Origin of the sequence: Arthrobacter woluwensis, from assembly GCF_900105345.1 — a bacterium.
Taxonomy (GTDB): domain Bacteria; phylum Actinomycetota; class Actinomycetes; order Actinomycetales; family Micrococcaceae; genus Arthrobacter_E; species Arthrobacter_E woluwensis.
On sequence record NZ_FNSN01000003.1, the window covers coordinates 3,017,198 to 3,033,656 of the forward strand.

The window sequence follows — 16,459 nt, forward strand, 5'->3', positions numbered from 1 at the left end:
CGTGCTTGGGGGTGAATCAGACTGCTCGCTTCCTCAGTCGGCGGCGCTCCCGCTCGGACAGACCGCCCCAGATGCCGAAGCGCTCGTCATTGGCGAGGGCGTACTCCAGGCACTGCTGCCGGACGGTGCACGCGGCGCACACCTTCTTGGCATCGCGGGTGGAGCCGCCCTTCTCCGGGAAGAACGCCTCGGGGTCCGTCTGGGCGCACAGGGACTCGGCCTGCCAGCTGAGTTCGGACTCGTCGCCGACCTCCCGGCCCGGAAGGATCGTGAAGGCCGCGGCCAGTCCGCTCGGCTCGGGGCGCGCGAACAGTTCGAGCGGCGGGTCCAGCTCGTCCTCGGGCGAGGCGGGCTCCGCCTCCGCGGGCTCATGCGCCGTGAGGAAGGCGGTGGCCTGGTCCTCCAGGCTGCGGGCGGCGTCCTGCCGGAAGCGCTGTGCGCGCTCCGGATCGGCCGGGTCCAGGAACCAGTCCTCCGGCACGGTGCGGGTGGCCTGGTACGCGGCCTGGCCCGGGGTGAAGTTTTCGTCTTGGATACGCTCTGTCTGCCCCATTGCGCCTCTCCTCGATCTGAATGGCTGCCGCCGGGATGGCACGTGGGGAGCCCTGAGGCGCACCTCCGGACCATGCCTTGGCGGTCTGCAATTACTAATTACACGCGTGTAACTAGGGCGAGGTCAAGCGGGCAGGGATAATACTCAGGACACTTGCTTTTTTCCCGATGCGCCACGCCGGGAGCTGAGCGGCCGCTCGCAGGAAGGATCGAACCGCCTCATGGACCTCGTCATCAGAACGCTTCTGAAGGACTTCCGAGAGGGCTTGAGCCTCCCACCTGGGGCTCCTCGTCTGACCTGGTACGGGCCGGACGGTGAACGGGTCGAGCTGTCCGGCAAGGTGCTGGACAACTGGGTGGCCAAGACCGCGAACTTCCTTCAGGACGAACTGGACGCGGCGCCCGGCGGGAGCATCGCCCTGGACCTGCCGGGTCATTGGAAGTCATCCGTGCTGGCACTCGCCGCGTTGAACCTCGGCCTGACCGTCCGGCCCGGCACGCCGGGGAACGACGAAGAGCTCTCCGCCTCGGACCTCGTCGCCACGGCCGACGCCGGTCTGTTGGGGCGCGCCGGTGAGGTCGACACCCAGCTCGTCGCGGTCTCCCTGGGGGCGCTCGCGCCGCGCTGGCCCGGCACGCTGCCGGCCGGCGTCGTCGACTACGCGGCGGAGGTCCGCAGCCACGGCGACGTCTTCCTGCCCTGGATGGATCCGACCGGCCAGGAGATGCTGCTCGTCTCGGAGGACCAGGCGTACGACGACGCCGGGCTGGCCGCCTTCGCCACCCCCACGGAGCAGGGCGCCCGCGTGCTGGTCCACGCCGCGGACGGCCTCACCTCGGTCCTGGCCCACTCCCTGGGCGCCTGGCTGGCAGGTGGCTCCGTGGTCCTGGTCCACGAGAGCGTGCCCGTGACCGAAAGGCTGCTCGAGTCCGAACGCGTGACGTCCGGCGGCGCGCGGGACGCCTAGCCACGGAGGCCTACCCCCGGACGCCTCCGAGCTTGCGAACAGCGGCAGGGCCGGTCTCGTGGAGACCGGCCCTGCCGCTGTTTTCACGTTTTCAAGCCGGGCCCGGGAGAAGAATCAGTTCTTGCCGGCCTTGCCGCTGTCGATCAGCTCGTGGTCGTGGTCGTAGCCGGGCTCCTCGTCCAGTTCCTTGTTGAACACGAGGAAGCGGTAGGCGAAGAAGCGGACGACCGTGGCGACCAGGATGCCGACGACGCCCGCGAGGAACAGCAGGTTCTTGTCCTCGATGTGCATCCAGTACTTGGCGATCGCCGTCAGGCCCGTGGAGATGCCGATGCCGATGCCGTTGATGATGACGAACATCACGAACTCGCGCACCACATTCGGCTGGCGGCGGTGCCGGAACGTCCAGAAGCGGTTGGCGAGCCAGGAGAAGATCGTGGCCACCGTGGCGCCGACGAAACGGGCCTTCGCCTCGGAGTCGTCCATGATGCCGTGCATCAGCCAGTAGGTCAGCCCGTTGTCGATCACGAACGCGATCCCGCCAACGGCACCGAACTTGGCCACCTCACGCCAGAACAGCGAGGCGAGCCCTCGGATGCGATCAGCGAGTTTGTTCACGATGTATTCCTCCACGGCCAGCTGACGATGTGTAGACGACCCATGGGCCAGTGGTACATCTTAGCGCCGTTGTCTTTGCCCGGCTTCTGCGGACGCGGGGAGCACGCCGTATGACGCGGCTCCGCGGACCGCGACGCGCCGCGGGCGCCGGACCCTGTCCCGGGCGGTCCAGTTGAGGCGCGCGAAGGTCACGCTGGGTGCCGGCTGAGGGCGGGTCCGGCCGTGTTCGGTAGTCTTAGGGGCGTGACTTTCCCTGTTGTTGGTGTGATCGGTGGCGGCCAGCTGGCCCGGATGATGGCCCCGGAGGCCATCGAGCTCGGCGTGGAACTCCGCGTCCTGGCCGAGGGACCGGACGTCTCCGCGGTGCCCGCCGTCAAGACGACCCCGATCGGTGACTACCGTGACCTCGAGGCCCTGCGCGCGTTCGCCCGGGACGTCGACGTGATCACCTTCGATCACGAGCACGTCCCCACCGAACACCTGCGGGCCCTGATCGCCGAGGGCGTCAACGTCCAGCCCGGCCCGGACGCCCTGGTGCACGCCCAGGACAAGATCGTGATGCGCACCGCCGTGGACCGTCTCGGCCTGCCCAACCCCGAGTGGGCGGCGGTCGATTCCGTCGAGGCCCTCGTGGAGTTCGGCGACCGGATCGGCTGGCCCGTGGTGCTGAAGACCCCGCGCGGCGGTTACGACGGCAAGGGCGTGCGGATCGTCGACGACGCCGCCGACGCCGCGGACTGCGCCTCCTGGTTCGAGTCCATGTCCCCGCTGCTCGCCGAGGCCAAGGTCGGCTTCTCCCGCGAGCTGTCCGTGCTGGTGGGGCGCACGCCGAGCGGCGAGGAGCGGGTCTGGCCCGTCGCGCACACCATCCAGGTGGACGGTGTCTGCGACGAGGTGATCGTTCCCGCGCCCGGCCTGGATCCCGCCGTCGCGCAGGCCGCCGAGGCTGCGGCACTGACCCTCGCCGCGGAGCTCGGCGTGACCGGAGTGATGGCGGCCGAGCTGTTCGAGACGCCCGGCGAGGGCGCCGGTTTCCTGATCAATGAGCTGGCGATGCGCCCGCACAACACCGGCCACTGGACGCAGGACGGCTCCGTGACGAGCCAGTTCGAACAGCACCTGCGGGCGGTCCTGGATCTTCCGCTCGGCGCCACCGATGTGCTGGGCGGCGTGGCCGTCATGAAGAACTTCCTCGGCGGCGCCAATCAGGACATCTATTCCGCCATGCCGGCCGCCCTCGCGGCCGCGCCGGCCGCCAAGGTCCACAATTACGGAAAGTCCGTCCGTCCGGGACGCAAGATCGGGCACGTGAACATCGTCGCCCAGGATCCCGCCCAGGCCGAGGAACTGCGCGAGCAGGCCGGCCGGGTGGCTTCCATCCTGCGCGACGGCGCCGGCTCCTGACCATCGCAACACCCTGACCGCTGAATCCCCAGACAACGATCGGACACGCATGAGCAGCAACACCACTCCCCTTGTAGGACTCGTCATGGGTTCGGACTCCGACTGGCCCGTCATGGAGGCCGCCGCCGAGGCCCTGCACGAGTTCGGCGTGCCGTTTGAAGCCGACGTCGTCTCCGCCCACCGCATGCCGACCGAGATGATCCGCTACGGCCAGCAGGCCCACGAGCGCGGACTGCGCATCATCATCGCGGGAGCCGGCGGCGCCGCCCACCTTCCGGGGATGCTCGCCTCCGTCACTCCCCTGCCCGTCATCGGCGTCCCCGTGCCGCTCAAGACCCTGGACGGCATGGATTCACTGCTCTCGATCGTGCAGATGCCGGCCGGTGTGCCGGTGGCGACGGTCTCCATCGGCGGCGCACGCAACGCCGGGCTCCTGGCGGTGCGCATGCTCGCCGCCGGGGAGGGCGAGTTCGCACAGTCCCTCCGCGAGGATCTGCTCCGCTTCTCCGAAAGCCTGAACGCCGTCGCCTCGGCCAAGGGCGCCTCGTTGCGGGCCAAGGCCGCGGAGGTCTTCGGGGCCTCCGGAGTGCCCCTCGGTTCGACAGCGGATGAGGCGCAGGCCTAGAGGCGCCATGATGAGCCGCAACCGCCTGGACGACCCGATCCGCCGGCCTCAGGAGGCGGAGCCGGGCGACCGGGTGCGCCGTGCCTGGGTCCTGATCGCCCTCACCCTTCTGGTTCCGGGATCCGCCCAGGTGGTGGCCGGTGACCGCCGATTCGGGCGCATCGCGCTGCGGGTCACCTTCGCGGTCTGGGCCCTTGTGCTCCTCGCGCTGGTGCTCGCCCTCCTGAACCGCGCCCTGCTCCTCTCGATCCTGACCCACCCGGTCCTCATGGTGGTCTGGATGATCGGTCTCGTGGCGCTCCTGATCGGCTGGGTGCTCGTGTGGGTGAACACCTTCCGCCTCTGCCGCCTCGCCATCCTGCCGCCACGCTGGAAGGCCCCCGTGGCCGCCGTGCTCGTGGTCCTCATGGTGCTGAGCTGCGGAGCGCTCGGCTACGGCGCGTACCTGGTCAACGTGGCCCGCGGCGCCCTGGGAGATGTATTCGACGCCGGCCGGCCGCCCTTCGACCCGGTGGACGGCCGCTACAACATCGCGCTGCTCGGCGGCGACGCCGGCGAGGGCCGCGAAGGTCTCCGCCCGGACAGCATGTCCGTCATCAGCATCGACGCCACCACCGGCGCCTCCGCGATCATCTCCGTGCCGCGTTCCCTCCAGTACGCGAAGTTCCCGGACAGCTCGCCCATGCACCGCATCTACCCGGACGGCTTCAACAATTGCGAGCCTGATGCGCTGAACTGTCTCCTGAACGCGGTCTACACGGACGCCACCAACAACCACAAGGACCTCTACGGCCCGGGGAAGAACGCCGGCGCCGAAGCCACCAAAGACGCCATCTCCGGCACCCTCGGCATCACCATCCAGGCCTACGCCCTGATCGACATGGACGGGTTCGCCCAGTTGATCGACGCCATGGGCGGGGTCAAGATGCGGGTGGGCGCCTGGGTGCCCATCAGTGGCGGGATGCTGCCCGGGAGCGACACCCGGCACGTCAAGCCGGACGGATGGATCCACCCCGGCAACCAGACCCTCAACGGGTTCCAGGCCCAGTGGTTCGCCCGCTCCCGTGAGAACGTGGACGATTTCGCCCGTGTCCAGCGCCAGCAGTGCGTGCAGCAGGCCATGATCAAGCAGCTCGACCCGGCCACCGTGATCACCAAGTTCGAGGCGATCGCCAAGGCCGGCGCGCACGTGGTGGACACGGACATCCCGCAGGGCCAGCTGGGCGGCTTCGTGGACCTGGCCGCCAAGGCCAAGGGTCAGCCGACGGTGCGGATGACGGTCGGCCCGCCGGACTTCCCCGCCGACTTCAGCCTGGGTGATCCGAACTTCGATCTCATCCATTCGAAGGTCAAGGCCCTGCTGGCCAAGGCGACGGGCAAAGCGGCCAAGGCCGCGGCGCCGCTGCAGCCCGGAACGGTGAGCGAGGGCGGCACGGTGTCCGCCGCTGTCGCGCCCGGGACCGGAGTGCAGGCACAGGGCGCGGTCCGCCCGCCCCTCACGGACGAGCTGCCGCCGGACTTCCCGCTGAGCACCACCCGTCCGGACGGCCAGCCCATCACGGCCCAGTACCTCAACTCGCTCTACGATGCCCAGGACTACCAGACCCTGGACCAGCTGCTGGCGAAGAACGGCAATTGCGCCGCTCTCTGACCCGGTCCCCCGGCCCCCTCCCGATCCCGAAAGGACACCCGTGATGCTTCGTCTGGACAATGAGCTGCGCCCCTACGCCTGGGGATCCACCACCGCCATTGCCGAGCTGCTGGGCCGTGCCCCCTCGGGAGGGCCGGAGGCGGAGCTGTGGCTCGGCGCCCACCCGGACTCCCCCTCGCGGGTGCCCGGAGGGGAAGGCCTCGACGAGGTCATCGCCGGCGATCCGGCGTATTTCCTGGGGGCGGACAGCGCGGCGGCCTTCGGCCCGCGGCTGCCGTTCCTGATGAAGGTCCTCGCCGCAGCCGAGCCCCTGTCCCTCCAGGTGCATCCGAGTCTGGAGCAGGCCCGGGAAGGCTTCGCCCGGGAGGAGGCCGCGGGGGTCCCCCGCGACGCCGCCTGGCGCAACTACAAGGACGACAACCACAAGCCGGAGATGATCCTCGCCCTGACCCCGTTCCGGGCACTGTGCGGTTTCCGTCCGGTGGAGCAGTCGGTGGCGCTGTTCGAGGCGCTGGCCGCTGACGCCTCGGACGACGACGCGCGGAACCACGCCGCGGGGATCGTCGCCGCCCTGCGCGGGGCTGAGCCGCTCCGGACCGCCTTCGCGGCCCTGCTCGCCGGCGGTGACGGGCTGGCCGCCGCGACATCGTCCCTGCGGGCCGTCGCCGACGGCCTGGCCTTGGACGACCCGAACCGCCCCGCACTGGACGCCGCCGCGGATCTCCAGGACAAGTACCCGGGCGATCCGGGTGTCCTCGTCTCCCTCCTGCTCCATCTGGTGGAGCTGGCGCCGGGCGATGCGATCCACCTGCCGGCCGGGAACGTGCACGCGTATCTGGAGGGCCTCGGGATCGAAGTCATGGCGAACTCGGACAATGTGCTGCGGGGCGGGCTGACCCCCAAGCACGTCGACGTCCCCGAGCTCCTGGCCACCGTGGACTTCACCCCCCTGCCGGAGGTGCCCCGCACGCCCCGCGAGGAGACGCTGCTCGGCCAGGAGGTCTTCACCCCGCCGTTCCGCGAGTTCGCCCTGCAGCGCATCGAGCTGCGCGAAGGAACCGAACACCTCGCCGTCCGGCAGGACGGCGGCACGGTCGTCCTGGTGGTGCGCGGCGCGCTCCGCCTGGACTCCCCTCAGGGTGAGCTGATCCTGCAGCGTGGCGAGAGCGCCTTCATCCCGGCCTCCGAGGATCCCGTGACGGCACACCCGGCGGTGCGGACCGGAGCGATCGCCACGGACGGCGACGACGACGTGCTGGCGTTCGCCGTCAGCACGGGGATGGGTGTCTCCCCCGCCCTGTGAGCGGCGGATGAAAGCCCGCCTGAGTTAATACCGCGGTCCGGACGCGTCCGGCACGACGAAGGCGTGGTCCCCGCAGCGGAATCCGGGAGGATTCGACTGCGGGGACCACGCCTTCGTTCCGTTCAGGGCTGCGCAGCCCTGTACGCCAAGCGGATCAGGCCCCCTGGATCTTGGCCTTGACCTTGGCGAGCAGGCCGCGAGACTTGCTCATGACCTTCTTCGCCTGGGGCAGGGCCACCTCCCATAGGGGGTTGGCCACGGACAGCGGCAGGGCGTAGCTGCCCACGAAGTGGTTCTCGTGCTTGGCGAAGTACCGCTTGAAGTCGCTGATGCGGTCGTTCAGGAGACCGTTGAGGTCGAACTGCTCCACGCCCTGGGACTTCATGAGCTTCATGCACTCCCACTCGAACCCGCCGTTGGCCCGGAGCTTACGGCCCTTGGCGTTCACGCCGCCGTAGAGGGCGAACGCGACCCGCGGCGTGACCAGCAGGAACTGGAAGCCCACGGTCTCGCCGTCGGCATCCACCAATTCGTAGACCGGGCTGCCTTCGCCCAGATCATCGAAAATCGCGTAATAATAGGCGTCGTCGTGCAATTCGAATCCGGCGCGGTCCGCGATTTCCTTGTAAATCTCCAGGCACCGCGCGATTCCCGCGTGATCGGTCACCTCGCGGAGTTCGAAACCTTTGTTCCCGAATTTCCTGATGTCCTGGCGGCGCTTCTGATGCATGGCGGCCAGCAGCGTCTCCTCATCCTGGGTGAGGTCCAGGACGAGCGTGTCGCCCAGCAGAAGCTTGTTGCGGGCCGGCTTCCACTCCTCGGATCCGGCGGGCATGGAGCCCTCCCAGTCCGGCTCGATCATGATGTTGACGGCCTTGCCGGAGTAGTTCTTCTTCAGGTAGTCGCGGAGGGCCTTGAGCACGCGGCCGCGGTCTTCCGGGGCGCAGACGGGCCCGCGGGGGACGTAGAGGAAGGAACGGAACGGGAAGGGCAGCGAACGGCGGAGGACCTGTGCGGCGCCGATGACCTTCTCGCCGTCGACCACCTGCAGACGAGCCGCGCGCCATGCTCCGCGCTCCTTGAGGGTCCCCCAGCCCCAGAGCTGCAGCGGGTGCCCGCCGTGCTCCCTGATATGGGCATCCCATGCCGCCTGTTCGGTGCACACCTTCACGTCAACCATGGTCTCCAGTCTACATGGTGCGATAAAAGTGTTTGATCGAATTCTTTTTCTCCGAGGATATCCCGAAATGCGAAAAAGAGAATGTCCTTTTCATGAATTACCGGGCGCCCTTGAATTCCCCGAGCGGGGATCGGCGCCGGAGCGCCGGCGGCTATTTCGGCATCGGAGCTTTGATCGCGGCCGCCCAGGAACGGATCGCCTGACGTTCCGACGCATTGCAGACGTATCCGTAGCCCACCCTGTAGCCGTTCCGTTCCAGCGACCATTCGTTGTAATAGGTGAGCGAGTAGCAGTCGGCCATCTTCTCGTCGCTCTTCTGGAAGAGCCCGCGGGCCACCAGTCGGTCCGCCCGGCTTTCGCTGCCCGCAGAGGACCACTCGTCGGCCCGCTGATAGGCGTGGGCCAGCTCGTGGATCACCGTCATCCGCAGGTCCCAGTCCTCGGAGAACTCACTTTCCGGCAGTAAGTGCACCGTCAGGGGGTCGGACCCCTTCACGCAGCCGACCGTCTGGCCCGTCTTGGACTTCGCCTTGCCACAGGCCGTGGCCGCATCCCAGCGGATGTCGATGAAGCCGTTCCCCGCGCTGTCCACGAGTCCTTCGGACACCGACCCCGAGGCGTTGGCCCGGCGCACCTTCGCCGCGGCGATCCGCTGTTCCAGCTTCTGCCGCATCTGCCGCGCTTCCGCGGTCAGATTCGTCGCGGACCGAGCACTCAGACCGGGGGTCTTCGCCCGCGTCTCGAGCGAACGGAGACTGCGGGCGTCAGCGACGATGGGCGCCACCGGATTGTTCTTGAGCGTGGCCGCCAGCTGATCGAACTTCGCCATCTCCGCATCGAAGGCGCGGAGCTGCTCCTGCGCGCCCGGGCTGGCCGACGGGCCGTTGATCAGCGGCTTCTGCGCCGCTCCGGGCCGTCCCTGCCGATCCCCCGCCGAGAAGATCGCGTTGAGCCCGCCCAGGCCGAAACCCACCAGGACCAGCACGAACACCAGCGCCAGGCAGCCACAGCCGGCGATCCACCGACCAGGACCGCTCTTCCGCGGGACCCCCGGCCCCGCCATCCCCGGTCCATAGCCTCCGGACGCATACCCGGCCTGGGGATACGCGCCGGCAGGGCCGCTCTGGCCGTACCCGGGCGCCTGTTGCGGCACTGCGAGTTGTGGGAAGCCGGGCTGGGGGGACCCGGGCTGCTGCCCGCCGTATCCGACATATCCGACGGGCTGGGCGCCGGCCGCGGGGTACCGCCGCAGATGAGGAGGATTGACCTGGGCGATCCACTGCCGGAGTTCCGGTCGCAGGGCCGGATTGGCCTCGAGCACCGGATGGAGGTCCCAGCGCCGGAAGGCGATCTCGGACAGCAGCCCGGGCGGTGCGCCCGGATCCTGCGCCGCGATCCAGTCCCCATCCTGGTATGTGCCCGTCATGCCCCCATCGTATGCGGCGGCGTGGACCGGGCAGCGCGGGCGACAGGACGGATCGGACGGACCGGGCAGCGCGGGCCGCAGGCACCGAACGGCGAAGGGCCACGCCCCGGGGTTTCCGGTGGCATGGCCCTTCGTCAGAGGTGGCTCAGGAGCGTTCGGCTCAGCGGCGCGCCCAGCTCTCCCACTTGGAGGCGTGGTGCTCGGCGTCGACCAGGCGCACGGTGCCCGACTTGGAGCGCATGACGATCGACTGCGTGACCACGCGGTCCTTCTGGTACCGCACACCGCGCAGCAGGTCGCCGTCGGTGATGCCGGTCGCGGCGAAGTAGCAGTTGTCGCTCGTGACGAGATCGTTGGTGGTCAGCACGCGGTCGAGGTCGTGGCCGGCGTCGATCGCCTTCTGCTTCTCCTCGTCGCTCGTCGGCCAGAGACGGCCCTGGATGACGCCGCCGAGAGACTTGATGGCGCACGCCGCCACGACGCCCTCCGGAGTGCCGCCGATGCCCATCAGGGCGTCGACGCCGGTCCCGCTGCGGGCCGCCGCGATCGCGCCGGCAACGTCGCCGTCGAGGATGAACTTGGTCCGGGCGCCGGCCGCGCGGATCTCCTCCACGAGCGGCTTGTGACGGTCACGGTCCAGCACACAGACGGTCACCTGGTTGATCTTCACGCCCTTGGCCTTGGCGATGAGGTGCAGGTTCTGCTTCACCGGCAGGCGGAGGTCGACCATGTCGGCGGCTTCCGGACCCGTCACGAGCTTCTCCATGTAGAACACGGCGGACGGGTCGAACATGGAACCGCGCTCGGCCACCGCCAGCACGGCCAGCGCGTTGTTGATGCCCAGGGCGGTCAGACGGGTGCCGTCGATCGGATCCACGGCCACATCGCACTCGGGGCCGGTGCCGTCGCCCACCTGCTCACCGTTGAACAGCATGGGGGCTTCGTCCTTCTCGCCCTCACCGATGACCACCACACCATTGAAGTGGACCGTCTTGAGGAAGGAACGCATGGCATCCACCGCGGCGCCGTCGGCCTTGTTCTTGTCGCCGAAGCCCACCCAGTGACCGCCCGCGATCGCCGCGGCCTCGGTCACGCGCACCAGCTCAAGTGCGAGGTTGCGGTCCGGCTCGTCGTTCCCGACCGCGAGGTCCGGGGAGATCGTTGAATACTTGCTAGCGCTGGAAGCTGCGGCCACCGTGTACCTCTTCGTTGAGTTCTGCTGAAAAGTTCGGACCCGGGCTCCGAAGGCGCCGGGAGAGGGGTGTTCGGTCCTCGGAATGATCATAGACCGCGGCCTCCGCCCTGCGCCGTGATGTGACAGGTGCAACAGTGTCACAGTCCCGCTTCCCGCCGTTTGGCGCTGGGCCCGTGCGATGGGGGACCATGGAGGGGTGAGTGATTCCCCGAAGACCCCCCTTCCCGCCCCCGAAGACTCCTCGCCCGAGGCGGTTCCCGTGGCAGCGGGCGGAGCCTCGGCACGGGGTCCCCTGCCCGGGGAACCGGGGTTCAAGGCGGTCCTCTCGAAGAATGCGGCCAAGCGCGCCAACGCCTCGGTGATCGGCATGATCCTCGCGCTGGCGGTGTCGATCGCCTGCATCCTTCCGGTCATCCTCCTGAACGCCCAGCCGAAGCAGCCCGGCTACGACCCGAAGATCGACGTCTCCGCCGTGTCCGCCAATGCCGCCCCGGTGGCGGGTTTCACTCCGGCCGCTCCGGCGCTCCCCTCCGGCTGGCACCCGAACTACGCCCGCTGGAAGTCCGGCACGGAGTCGGGCGTCCCGGCCTGGGAGGTCGGCTTCGTCTCCCCCGCCCAGGGCTTCGTCGGGCTGACCCAGACCCGGAAGGGCAACCCCACCTGGGTCGCCCAGATCGCGGACAACGCTCCCGTCACCGGCAAACGCACCATCGACGGCCAGGACTGGACCCTGCGGGACAAGGGCACCGGGCCGAAGACGCTGGTTCTGGAGCACCGAGGCTTCACCCTCGTGCTCAACGGCCGTGCGGACCTGAAGGAGTTCGACGTCGTGGCGTCCGCCGTCCTGAAGGCCGTGGACGCGGCGCCAGCCGTCACGCCCGCCCCCTCAGCCTCCCCCACCGCGTAAAGTAAGCGGCGTGAGCTCGAATCTGACCCCCCAGCAGGCCTGGCAGAAACTCGTCGAAGGCAACGCCCGTTTCGTCTCGGGCACGTCGTCCCATCCCAATCAGGACGCCAGCCGCCGCAGTTCCCTGGTCAACGCCCAGAATCCCTTCACCCTGATCTTCGGCTGCTCGGACTCCCGTCTCGCCGCCGAGATCATCTTCGACCTCGGCCTCGGCGACGCCTTCGTCATCCGCACCGCCGGTCAGGTCATGGACGACGCCGTCCTCGGCACCCTCGAGTACGGCGTGGACGTCCTCGGCATCCCCCTGATCGTGGTCCTGGGTCATGACAACTGCGGCGCCGTGACGGCGACCAAGGAGGCCGTGGACTCCGGCGACATGCCCGGCGGCTACATCCGCAACCTGGTCGAGCGCATCACGCCCTCCGTGCTGAACTCCCTGCGCCACGGCGACCACGAGGTCAACGACATGGTGGTGGAGCACACCCGCCAGACCGCCGAACGGCTCGTGGAGCGCTCCCCCTCCATCAAGGCGGCCATCGACGCCGGCCGCACCGCTGTGGTGGGCATGGCCTACCGCCTCGAGGAAGGCCGCGCGGACCTGGTCTCCGGCGTCGGGCACTTCCAGGACTGAGGCGCGCCCTGCCGGCCCGGGCAGCCGGGCCGGCCATGACCTCGGCCACATGCGCCCCCGGTGGCGCGACGCGAGTTTCAGCGCCGCCGTCGTGCGTCATACAGTAAGGTCATGACTTCTGCTGCTGAAGAATTCCGCATCGAACACGACACCATGGGCGAGGTCCGCGTCCCCGTGAACGCGCTCTACAAGGCCCAGACCCAGCGTGCCGTGGAGAACTTCCCCATTTCCGGCAAGACCCTGGAACGCAAGCACATCGAAGCGCTTGCCCGGGTCAAGAAGGCCGCCGCCCGCGCCAACGAAGAACTCGGAGTGATCGATGGAGATCTCGCCGACGCCATCGCCGACGCCGCGGACCGTGTGGCCGCCGGTGAATTCGACGATCAGTTCCCGATCGACGTCTTCCAGACCGGCTCCGGCACCTCCTCCAACATGAACATGAACGAGGTCCTGGCCGAGCTCGCCACCCGCTCCTTCGCGGACAAGGGCAGCGACCGCGTCGTCCACCCGAACGACCACGTCAACGCCTCCCAGTCCTCCAACGACGTGTTCCCCACGTCGGTGCACGTCGCCGCGACCAACGCGCTGCTCAACGACCTGGTTCCGGCCCTGACCTACCTGGCCGCCTCGCTCTCCCGCAAGGCCGAGGAGTTCAAGGGCATCGTCAAGTCCGGCCGCACGCACCTCATGGACGCCACCCCGGTCACCCTCGGCCAGGAGTTCGGCGGCTACGAGGCCCAGATCCGTTACGGCATCGAGCGCATCCACGCCTCCCTGCCGCGCGTCGCCGAGGTCCCCCAGGGCGGCACCGCCGTCGGCACCGGCATCAACACCCCGGACGGCTTCCCGCAGCGCGTCATCGCCCTGCTCGCCGAGGACACCGCGCTGCCCATCACCGAGGCGCGCAACCACTTCGAGGCGCAGGCCAACCGCGACGGCCTGATCGAGGTCTCCGGCCAGCTGCGCACGATCGCGTACTCCATCATGAAGATCAGCAACGACCTTCGCTGGATGGGTTCCGGCCCCAACACGGGCCTGGGCGAGATCGCCATCCCGGATCTGCAGCCGGGCTCCTCGATCATGCCGGGCAAGGTCAACCCCGTGATCTGCGAGGCCGCCATCATGGTCGCCGCCCAGGTCATCGGCAACGACACCACCATCGCCCTGTCCTCCACCAACGGCGCCTTCGAGCTGAACGTGGGCATCCCGGTCATGGCCGCGAACCTGCTCGAGTCCATCCGCCTGCTGACCAACACCTCCCGTGTCATGGCGGACAAGATGATCGACGGCATCAGCGCCAACGAGGAGCGCGCCCGCTTCCTGGCCGAGGCCTCCCCGTCCATCGTCACGCCGCTGAACAAGTACATCGGCTACGAGAACGCCGCGAAGATCGCCAAGACCGCCGTCAAGGAGGGTCTGACCATCCGCCAGGCCACCGAGAAGCTCGGTTTCGTCGGCGAGGGCGACGGCAAGGTCACCGAGGAGATCCTGGACAAGGCCCTCGACGTCACCACCATGACGGGCAAGTACTGAGCCAGCGCTGCTCAGCGACTGAGCTGAGCTGAACTGAAGAGCTGACGACGACGGCGGGTGATCACCCGCCGTCGTCGTCATCTCCGGGTTCGGGGCGCCGTGGGCTGGTGGCCTTTGCGCTGGTCCTCGCCTCAGGCCGGAAGCGCCAGCGCCACGGCGGCGCCGGCGATCATGAACGGTCCGAAGGGGATCGAGTCACGCCATCCGACCCGCCGGGACAGCACCAGGACCAGGGCCGTCAGCCCGGCCAGGGTGAAGGCGAGCAGTGTCCCGAGCAGCAGGGGCCACCAGCCCACGTACCCCAGGTGCATTCCGAGCACCCCGGCGAGTTTCACGTCGCCGAAACCGAGGCTGGACGGGCTCACGGCACGCAGCAGGAAGTGGAACAGCCAGGCGAGCACCCCTCCGGCGACGACCCGCAATCCCCAGACGCCCCAGAGAGGCGCGGCCAGATCCTCCCGCTGTTCGACCAGGGAAGTGAGCCATTCCGCGGAACCCGGTGCGCCGTGGCCGGTGTAGCCCCCGGGGCTGAAGACTTCGTTCGCCGACGGAGCGTAGGCCACCCGTCCGGCGTCGGATGGGAGGTTGCCCGCGCACCCGCACGCCGCCAGCAACAGCACGCCCGACACCACCGCCCAGGGCAGCATGATCCGGTCCGGGAGGAGACGGGTCTTCGCATCGATCCAGGCCAGACGCCCCGCCGCGTACAGGAAGACGAGCACCACCAGGGCCAGAAGGACGAGAGTGGCGAGCGGCCAGCCGGCGCCGAGGTCCCAGAGCAGGGTCATCCGTGTGAGCATGGGCCGACTCTAACGGGGACACTGTGGCAGGGCCATTCACAGCCGGGGCTCCCGGCGGCCCTCCCCGGCTCCGCGGGTCCGGCGGTCCGACGCGTCGGCCAGAGCACCGCGTCGGCCAGCGCAGCACGGCGGCCAGAGCAGTGAGTTGGCTAGACTCGTCGCCATGCTGACTCTCGAGGAGATCTTCCCGCCGTTCGGCCTGGTGCTGCGCACGCCGCGCGTGGAGCTGCGCCTGATCCGCGACAGCGAACTCCCCCAGCTCATCGCGGCCGTCCGGTCCGGCATTCACGAGCCCGGCAAATCGCCTTTCTCCGTCGCCTGGTCCGAGGCGCCGGAGCACGAGCTCCCGGCGAACACGGCGCAGTTCCACTGGGGCGCGCGTTCCCGGTTCACGCCCGAGAACTGGGACCTAGCCTTCGGGATCTGGCACGACGGGGAGCTGATCGGATCGCAATCCCTCATGGCCAAGGAGTTCGCGGCGTTCCGGGTGGTGTCGAGTGGGTCCTGGATGCGGAAGTCGTCGCAGGGCCAGGGGCTCGGCAAGGAGATGCGGGCCGCCATTCTGCTGTACGCCTTCGACCACCTGGGCGCCGAGGTCGCGGAGTCCGCCGCCGCGGTGTGGAACGGACGGTCCCTCGGGGTGTCACACACCCTGGGGTACCGGGACAACGGCCGGCACCGGGAACCGTCCGCGCAGGGTCCCGCCGAGATCCAGCAGCTCCGACTGGACGCCGCGGACTTCCGCCGGCCCGACTGGGAGCTGGAGGTCGAAGGCCACGAGGCGTTCGCCCGTTTCATCGGCCTGGACGCCTGAGCACGGGTCCCCGGCCGCCGTCGCGCTCCGCCCCTGACCTCCACGCGAACCGCCAGCAGGTGCCCGAATACCCCACGGATTCGGGCGCCTAGTGGCGGTTCGCGTGGACGCGGGGCCCGAAAAAAGTCCGTGCTCTCGTGCCGCCCCGCTCCTACTATGAGGCGAGGAAGGAAGTGGCATCCATGAAACTCACCACCATGACGCAGGTGACCGTCGACGGCGTCGCGCAGGGCAACGGCGGGGCGACGGAGCAGGACCTCCGGAACGGCTTCACCCGGGGCGGCTGGGCGATGGGCGCGTTCGACGACGAGACGTTCAGCTTCATCGTCGACACCTATCAGCGGGCCGGGGCTTTCCTCTTCGGCCGCACCACCTACGACGTGTTCGCGCCGTACTGGGGTTCGATGCCGCCCGGCGGCCACGCGATTGCCGATGCCCTGAACCGCGCTCCCAAGTACTTGGTCTCCTCCTCCGAGCCCGCGACCCCGTGGGAGGGCGCCACCCGGCTCACCGGGGATCTGGAAGCCCGGATCCGGGAGCTGAAGGACGCACCGGGCGGTGATCTCCAGGTCCATGGGAGCGTCAAGCTGGTCCGCTGGCTCCTCGAACGCGGACTGGTGGACGAGCTGACCCTCCTGGTGGTGCCCGTCGTGCTGGGACAGGGCGATCGGCTGTTCCCGCAGGACGGCCCGGACCTCGCGCTCGAACTGCTCAGCTCGCGCACCGACAGCCGCGGTGTGCTCACGCTCGTCTACCGGCCCGCCGGCCCGCCCACGTACCCGAACCGCCACTAAGCGCCCTTTTCCGGGAGGGAATCGGGCACCTACTGGCGGTTCGCGGGGGGTGGAAGCG

The 16,459-nt window shown here is 69.1% G+C and carries 16 protein-coding genes; 10 read left to right on the forward strand and 6 right to left on the reverse strand.

The window, feature by feature from the left end:
* Positions 1 to 16: 16 nt before the first annotated feature.
* Complete coding sequence (locus tag BLV63_RS14275; RefSeq protein ID WP_074784336.1) at positions 17 to 553, reverse strand: WhiB family transcriptional regulator; 537 nt, start codon at positions 551 to 553, stop codon at positions 17 to 19.
* A gap of 265 nt (positions 554 to 818) precedes the next feature.
* Between BLV63_RS14275 and BLV63_RS14280 the strand changes: the two genes are divergently transcribed.
* Positions 819 to 1,520 carry a TIGR03089 family protein gene (locus BLV63_RS14280; protein ID WP_254780564.1) on the forward strand — a complete coding sequence of 234 codons (702 nt, stop codon included), beginning with the start codon at positions 819 to 821 and terminating at the stop codon, positions 1,518 to 1,520.
* A gap of 114 nt (positions 1,521 to 1,634) precedes the next feature.
* Here BLV63_RS14280 and BLV63_RS14285 read toward each other — a convergent pair whose 3' ends face one another.
* On the reverse strand, positions 1,635 to 2,141 hold the full coding sequence (locus BLV63_RS14285) for a GtrA family protein (RefSeq protein ID WP_066214669.1): 507 nt from the start codon (positions 2,139 to 2,141) through the stop codon (positions 1,635 to 1,637).
* 240 nt (positions 2,142 to 2,381) lie between these two features.
* On the opposite strand from BLV63_RS14285, the gene BLV63_RS14290 reads away from it, so the two are divergent.
* The 4 genes from BLV63_RS14290 to manA are packed head-to-tail and all read left to right on the forward strand — an operon-like array spanning position 2,382 to position 7,121.
* A complete protein-coding gene (locus BLV63_RS14290) occupies positions 2,382 to 3,542 on the forward strand; it encodes a 5-(carboxyamino)imidazole ribonucleotide synthase (protein WP_074784339.1) in 1,161 nt (386 codons plus the stop codon).
* Between the two features lie 49 nt (positions 3,543 to 3,591).
* Positions 3,592 to 4,167, forward strand: a complete 576-nt coding sequence (gene purE / locus BLV63_RS14295) for a 5-(carboxyamino)imidazole ribonucleotide mutase (RefSeq protein ID WP_066214582.1) — start codon at positions 3,592 to 3,594, stop codon at positions 4,165 to 4,167.
* Between the two features lie 10 nt (positions 4,168 to 4,177).
* Positions 4,178 to 5,818 (forward strand): LCP family protein, encoded by a 1,641-nt coding sequence (locus BLV63_RS14300; protein WP_254780565.1) that lies wholly within the window; start codon positions 4,178 to 4,180, stop codon positions 5,816 to 5,818.
* A gap of 43 nt (positions 5,819 to 5,861) precedes the next feature.
* Positions 5,862 to 7,121 carry a mannose-6-phosphate isomerase, class I gene (gene manA, locus BLV63_RS14305; protein ID WP_066214579.1) on the forward strand — a complete coding sequence of 420 codons (1,260 nt, stop codon included), beginning with the start codon at positions 5,862 to 5,864 and terminating at the stop codon, positions 7,119 to 7,121.
* A 154-nt stretch (positions 7,122 to 7,275) separates the two neighbouring features.
* Here the strand turns inward: manA and BLV63_RS14310 are convergent, their stop codons facing one another.
* From BLV63_RS14310 to glpX, 3 genes are all read right to left on the reverse strand, one after another.
* Positions 7,276 to 8,301, reverse strand: a complete 1,026-nt coding sequence (locus tag BLV63_RS14310) for a lipid II:glycine glycyltransferase FemX (RefSeq protein ID WP_066214577.1) — start codon at positions 8,299 to 8,301, stop codon at positions 7,276 to 7,278.
* Positions 8,302 to 8,452: 151 nt separating this feature from the next.
* Positions 8,453 to 9,727, reverse strand: a complete 1,275-nt coding sequence (locus BLV63_RS14315) for a variant leucine-rich repeat-containing protein (RefSeq protein WP_066214575.1) — start codon at positions 9,725 to 9,727, stop codon at positions 8,453 to 8,455.
* 160 nt (positions 9,728 to 9,887) lie between these two features.
* Positions 9,888 to 10,922, reverse strand: a complete 1,035-nt coding sequence (gene glpX, locus BLV63_RS14320; RefSeq protein WP_066214573.1) for a class II fructose-bisphosphatase — start codon at positions 10,920 to 10,922, stop codon at positions 9,888 to 9,890.
* Between the two features lie 196 nt (positions 10,923 to 11,118).
* On the opposite strand from glpX, the gene BLV63_RS14325 reads away from it, so the two are divergent.
* The 3 genes from BLV63_RS14325 to BLV63_RS14335 all read left to right on the forward strand — a co-directional run bounded on the left by BLV63_RS14325 (position 11,119) and on the right by BLV63_RS14335 (position 13,993).
* The gene (locus BLV63_RS14325; protein WP_169795520.1) at positions 11,119 to 11,829 is read left to right on the forward strand and encodes a DUF4245 domain-containing protein; all 711 of its coding nucleotides are present in this window, start codon (positions 11,119 to 11,121) and stop codon (positions 11,827 to 11,829) included.
* Positions 11,830 to 11,839: 10 nt separating this feature from the next.
* Positions 11,840 to 12,460, forward strand: a complete 621-nt coding sequence (locus tag BLV63_RS14330) for a carbonic anhydrase (protein ID WP_066214571.1) — start codon at positions 11,840 to 11,842, stop codon at positions 12,458 to 12,460.
* 111 nt (positions 12,461 to 12,571) lie between these two features.
* Positions 12,572 to 13,993 carry a class II fumarate hydratase gene (locus tag BLV63_RS14335; protein WP_066214570.1) on the forward strand — a complete coding sequence of 474 codons (1,422 nt, stop codon included), beginning with the start codon at positions 12,572 to 12,574 and terminating at the stop codon, positions 13,991 to 13,993.
* A gap of 131 nt (positions 13,994 to 14,124) precedes the next feature.
* Here BLV63_RS14335 and BLV63_RS14340 read toward each other — a convergent pair whose 3' ends face one another.
* Positions 14,125 to 14,793: an A24 family peptidase gene (locus BLV63_RS14340; RefSeq protein WP_066214567.1), complete on the reverse strand. Its 669-nt coding sequence runs from the start codon at positions 14,791 to 14,793 to the stop codon at positions 14,125 to 14,127.
* A 163-nt stretch (positions 14,794 to 14,956) separates the two neighbouring features.
* Here BLV63_RS14340 and BLV63_RS14345 point away from each other — a divergent pair, with 163 nt between their 5' ends.
* The gene (locus BLV63_RS14345; RefSeq protein WP_066214565.1) at positions 14,957 to 15,607 is read left to right on the forward strand and encodes a GNAT family N-acetyltransferase; all 651 of its coding nucleotides are present in this window, start codon (positions 14,957 to 14,959) and stop codon (positions 15,605 to 15,607) included.
* 182 nt (positions 15,608 to 15,789) lie between these two features.
* Positions 15,790 to 16,401: a dihydrofolate reductase family protein gene (locus BLV63_RS14350; RefSeq protein ID WP_066214563.1), complete on the forward strand. Its 612-nt coding sequence runs from the start codon at positions 15,790 to 15,792 to the stop codon at positions 16,399 to 16,401.
* Positions 16,402 to 16,459: the final 58 nt, after the last annotated feature.

Coding starts and splice junctions, on each gene's coding strand:
- BLV63_RS14340 (WP_066214567.1), bottom strand. CDS start 14,793: ATGCTCACACGGATGACCCTGCTCTGGGACCTCGGCGCCGGCTGGCCG.
- purE (WP_066214582.1), top strand. CDS start 3,592: ATGAGCAGCAACACCACTCCCCTTGTAGGACTCGTCATGGGTTCGGAC.
- BLV63_RS14335 (WP_066214570.1), top strand. CDS start 12,572: ATGACTTCTGCTGCTGAAGAATTCCGCATCGAACACGACACCATGGGC.
- BLV63_RS14310 (WP_066214577.1), bottom strand. CDS start 8,301: ATGGTTGACGTGAAGGTGTGCACCGAACAGGCGGCATGGGATGCCCAT.
- manA (WP_066214579.1), top strand. CDS start 5,862: ATGCTTCGTCTGGACAATGAGCTGCGCCCCTACGCCTGGGGATCCACC.
- BLV63_RS14275 (WP_074784336.1), bottom strand. CDS start 553: ATGGGGCAGACAGAGCGTATCCAAGACGAAAACTTCACCCCGGGCCAG.
- BLV63_RS14345 (WP_066214565.1), top strand. CDS start 14,957: ATGCTGACTCTCGAGGAGATCTTCCCGCCGTTCGGCCTGGTGCTGCGC.
- BLV63_RS14315 (WP_066214575.1), bottom strand. CDS start 9,727: ATGACGGGCACATACCAGGATGGGGACTGGATCGCGGCGCAGGATCCG.
- BLV63_RS14350 (WP_066214563.1), top strand. CDS start 15,790: ATGAAACTCACCACCATGACGCAGGTGACCGTCGACGGCGTCGCGCAG.
- BLV63_RS14300 (WP_254780565.1), top strand. CDS start 4,178: ATGAGCCGCAACCGCCTGGACGACCCGATCCGCCGGCCTCAGGAGGCG.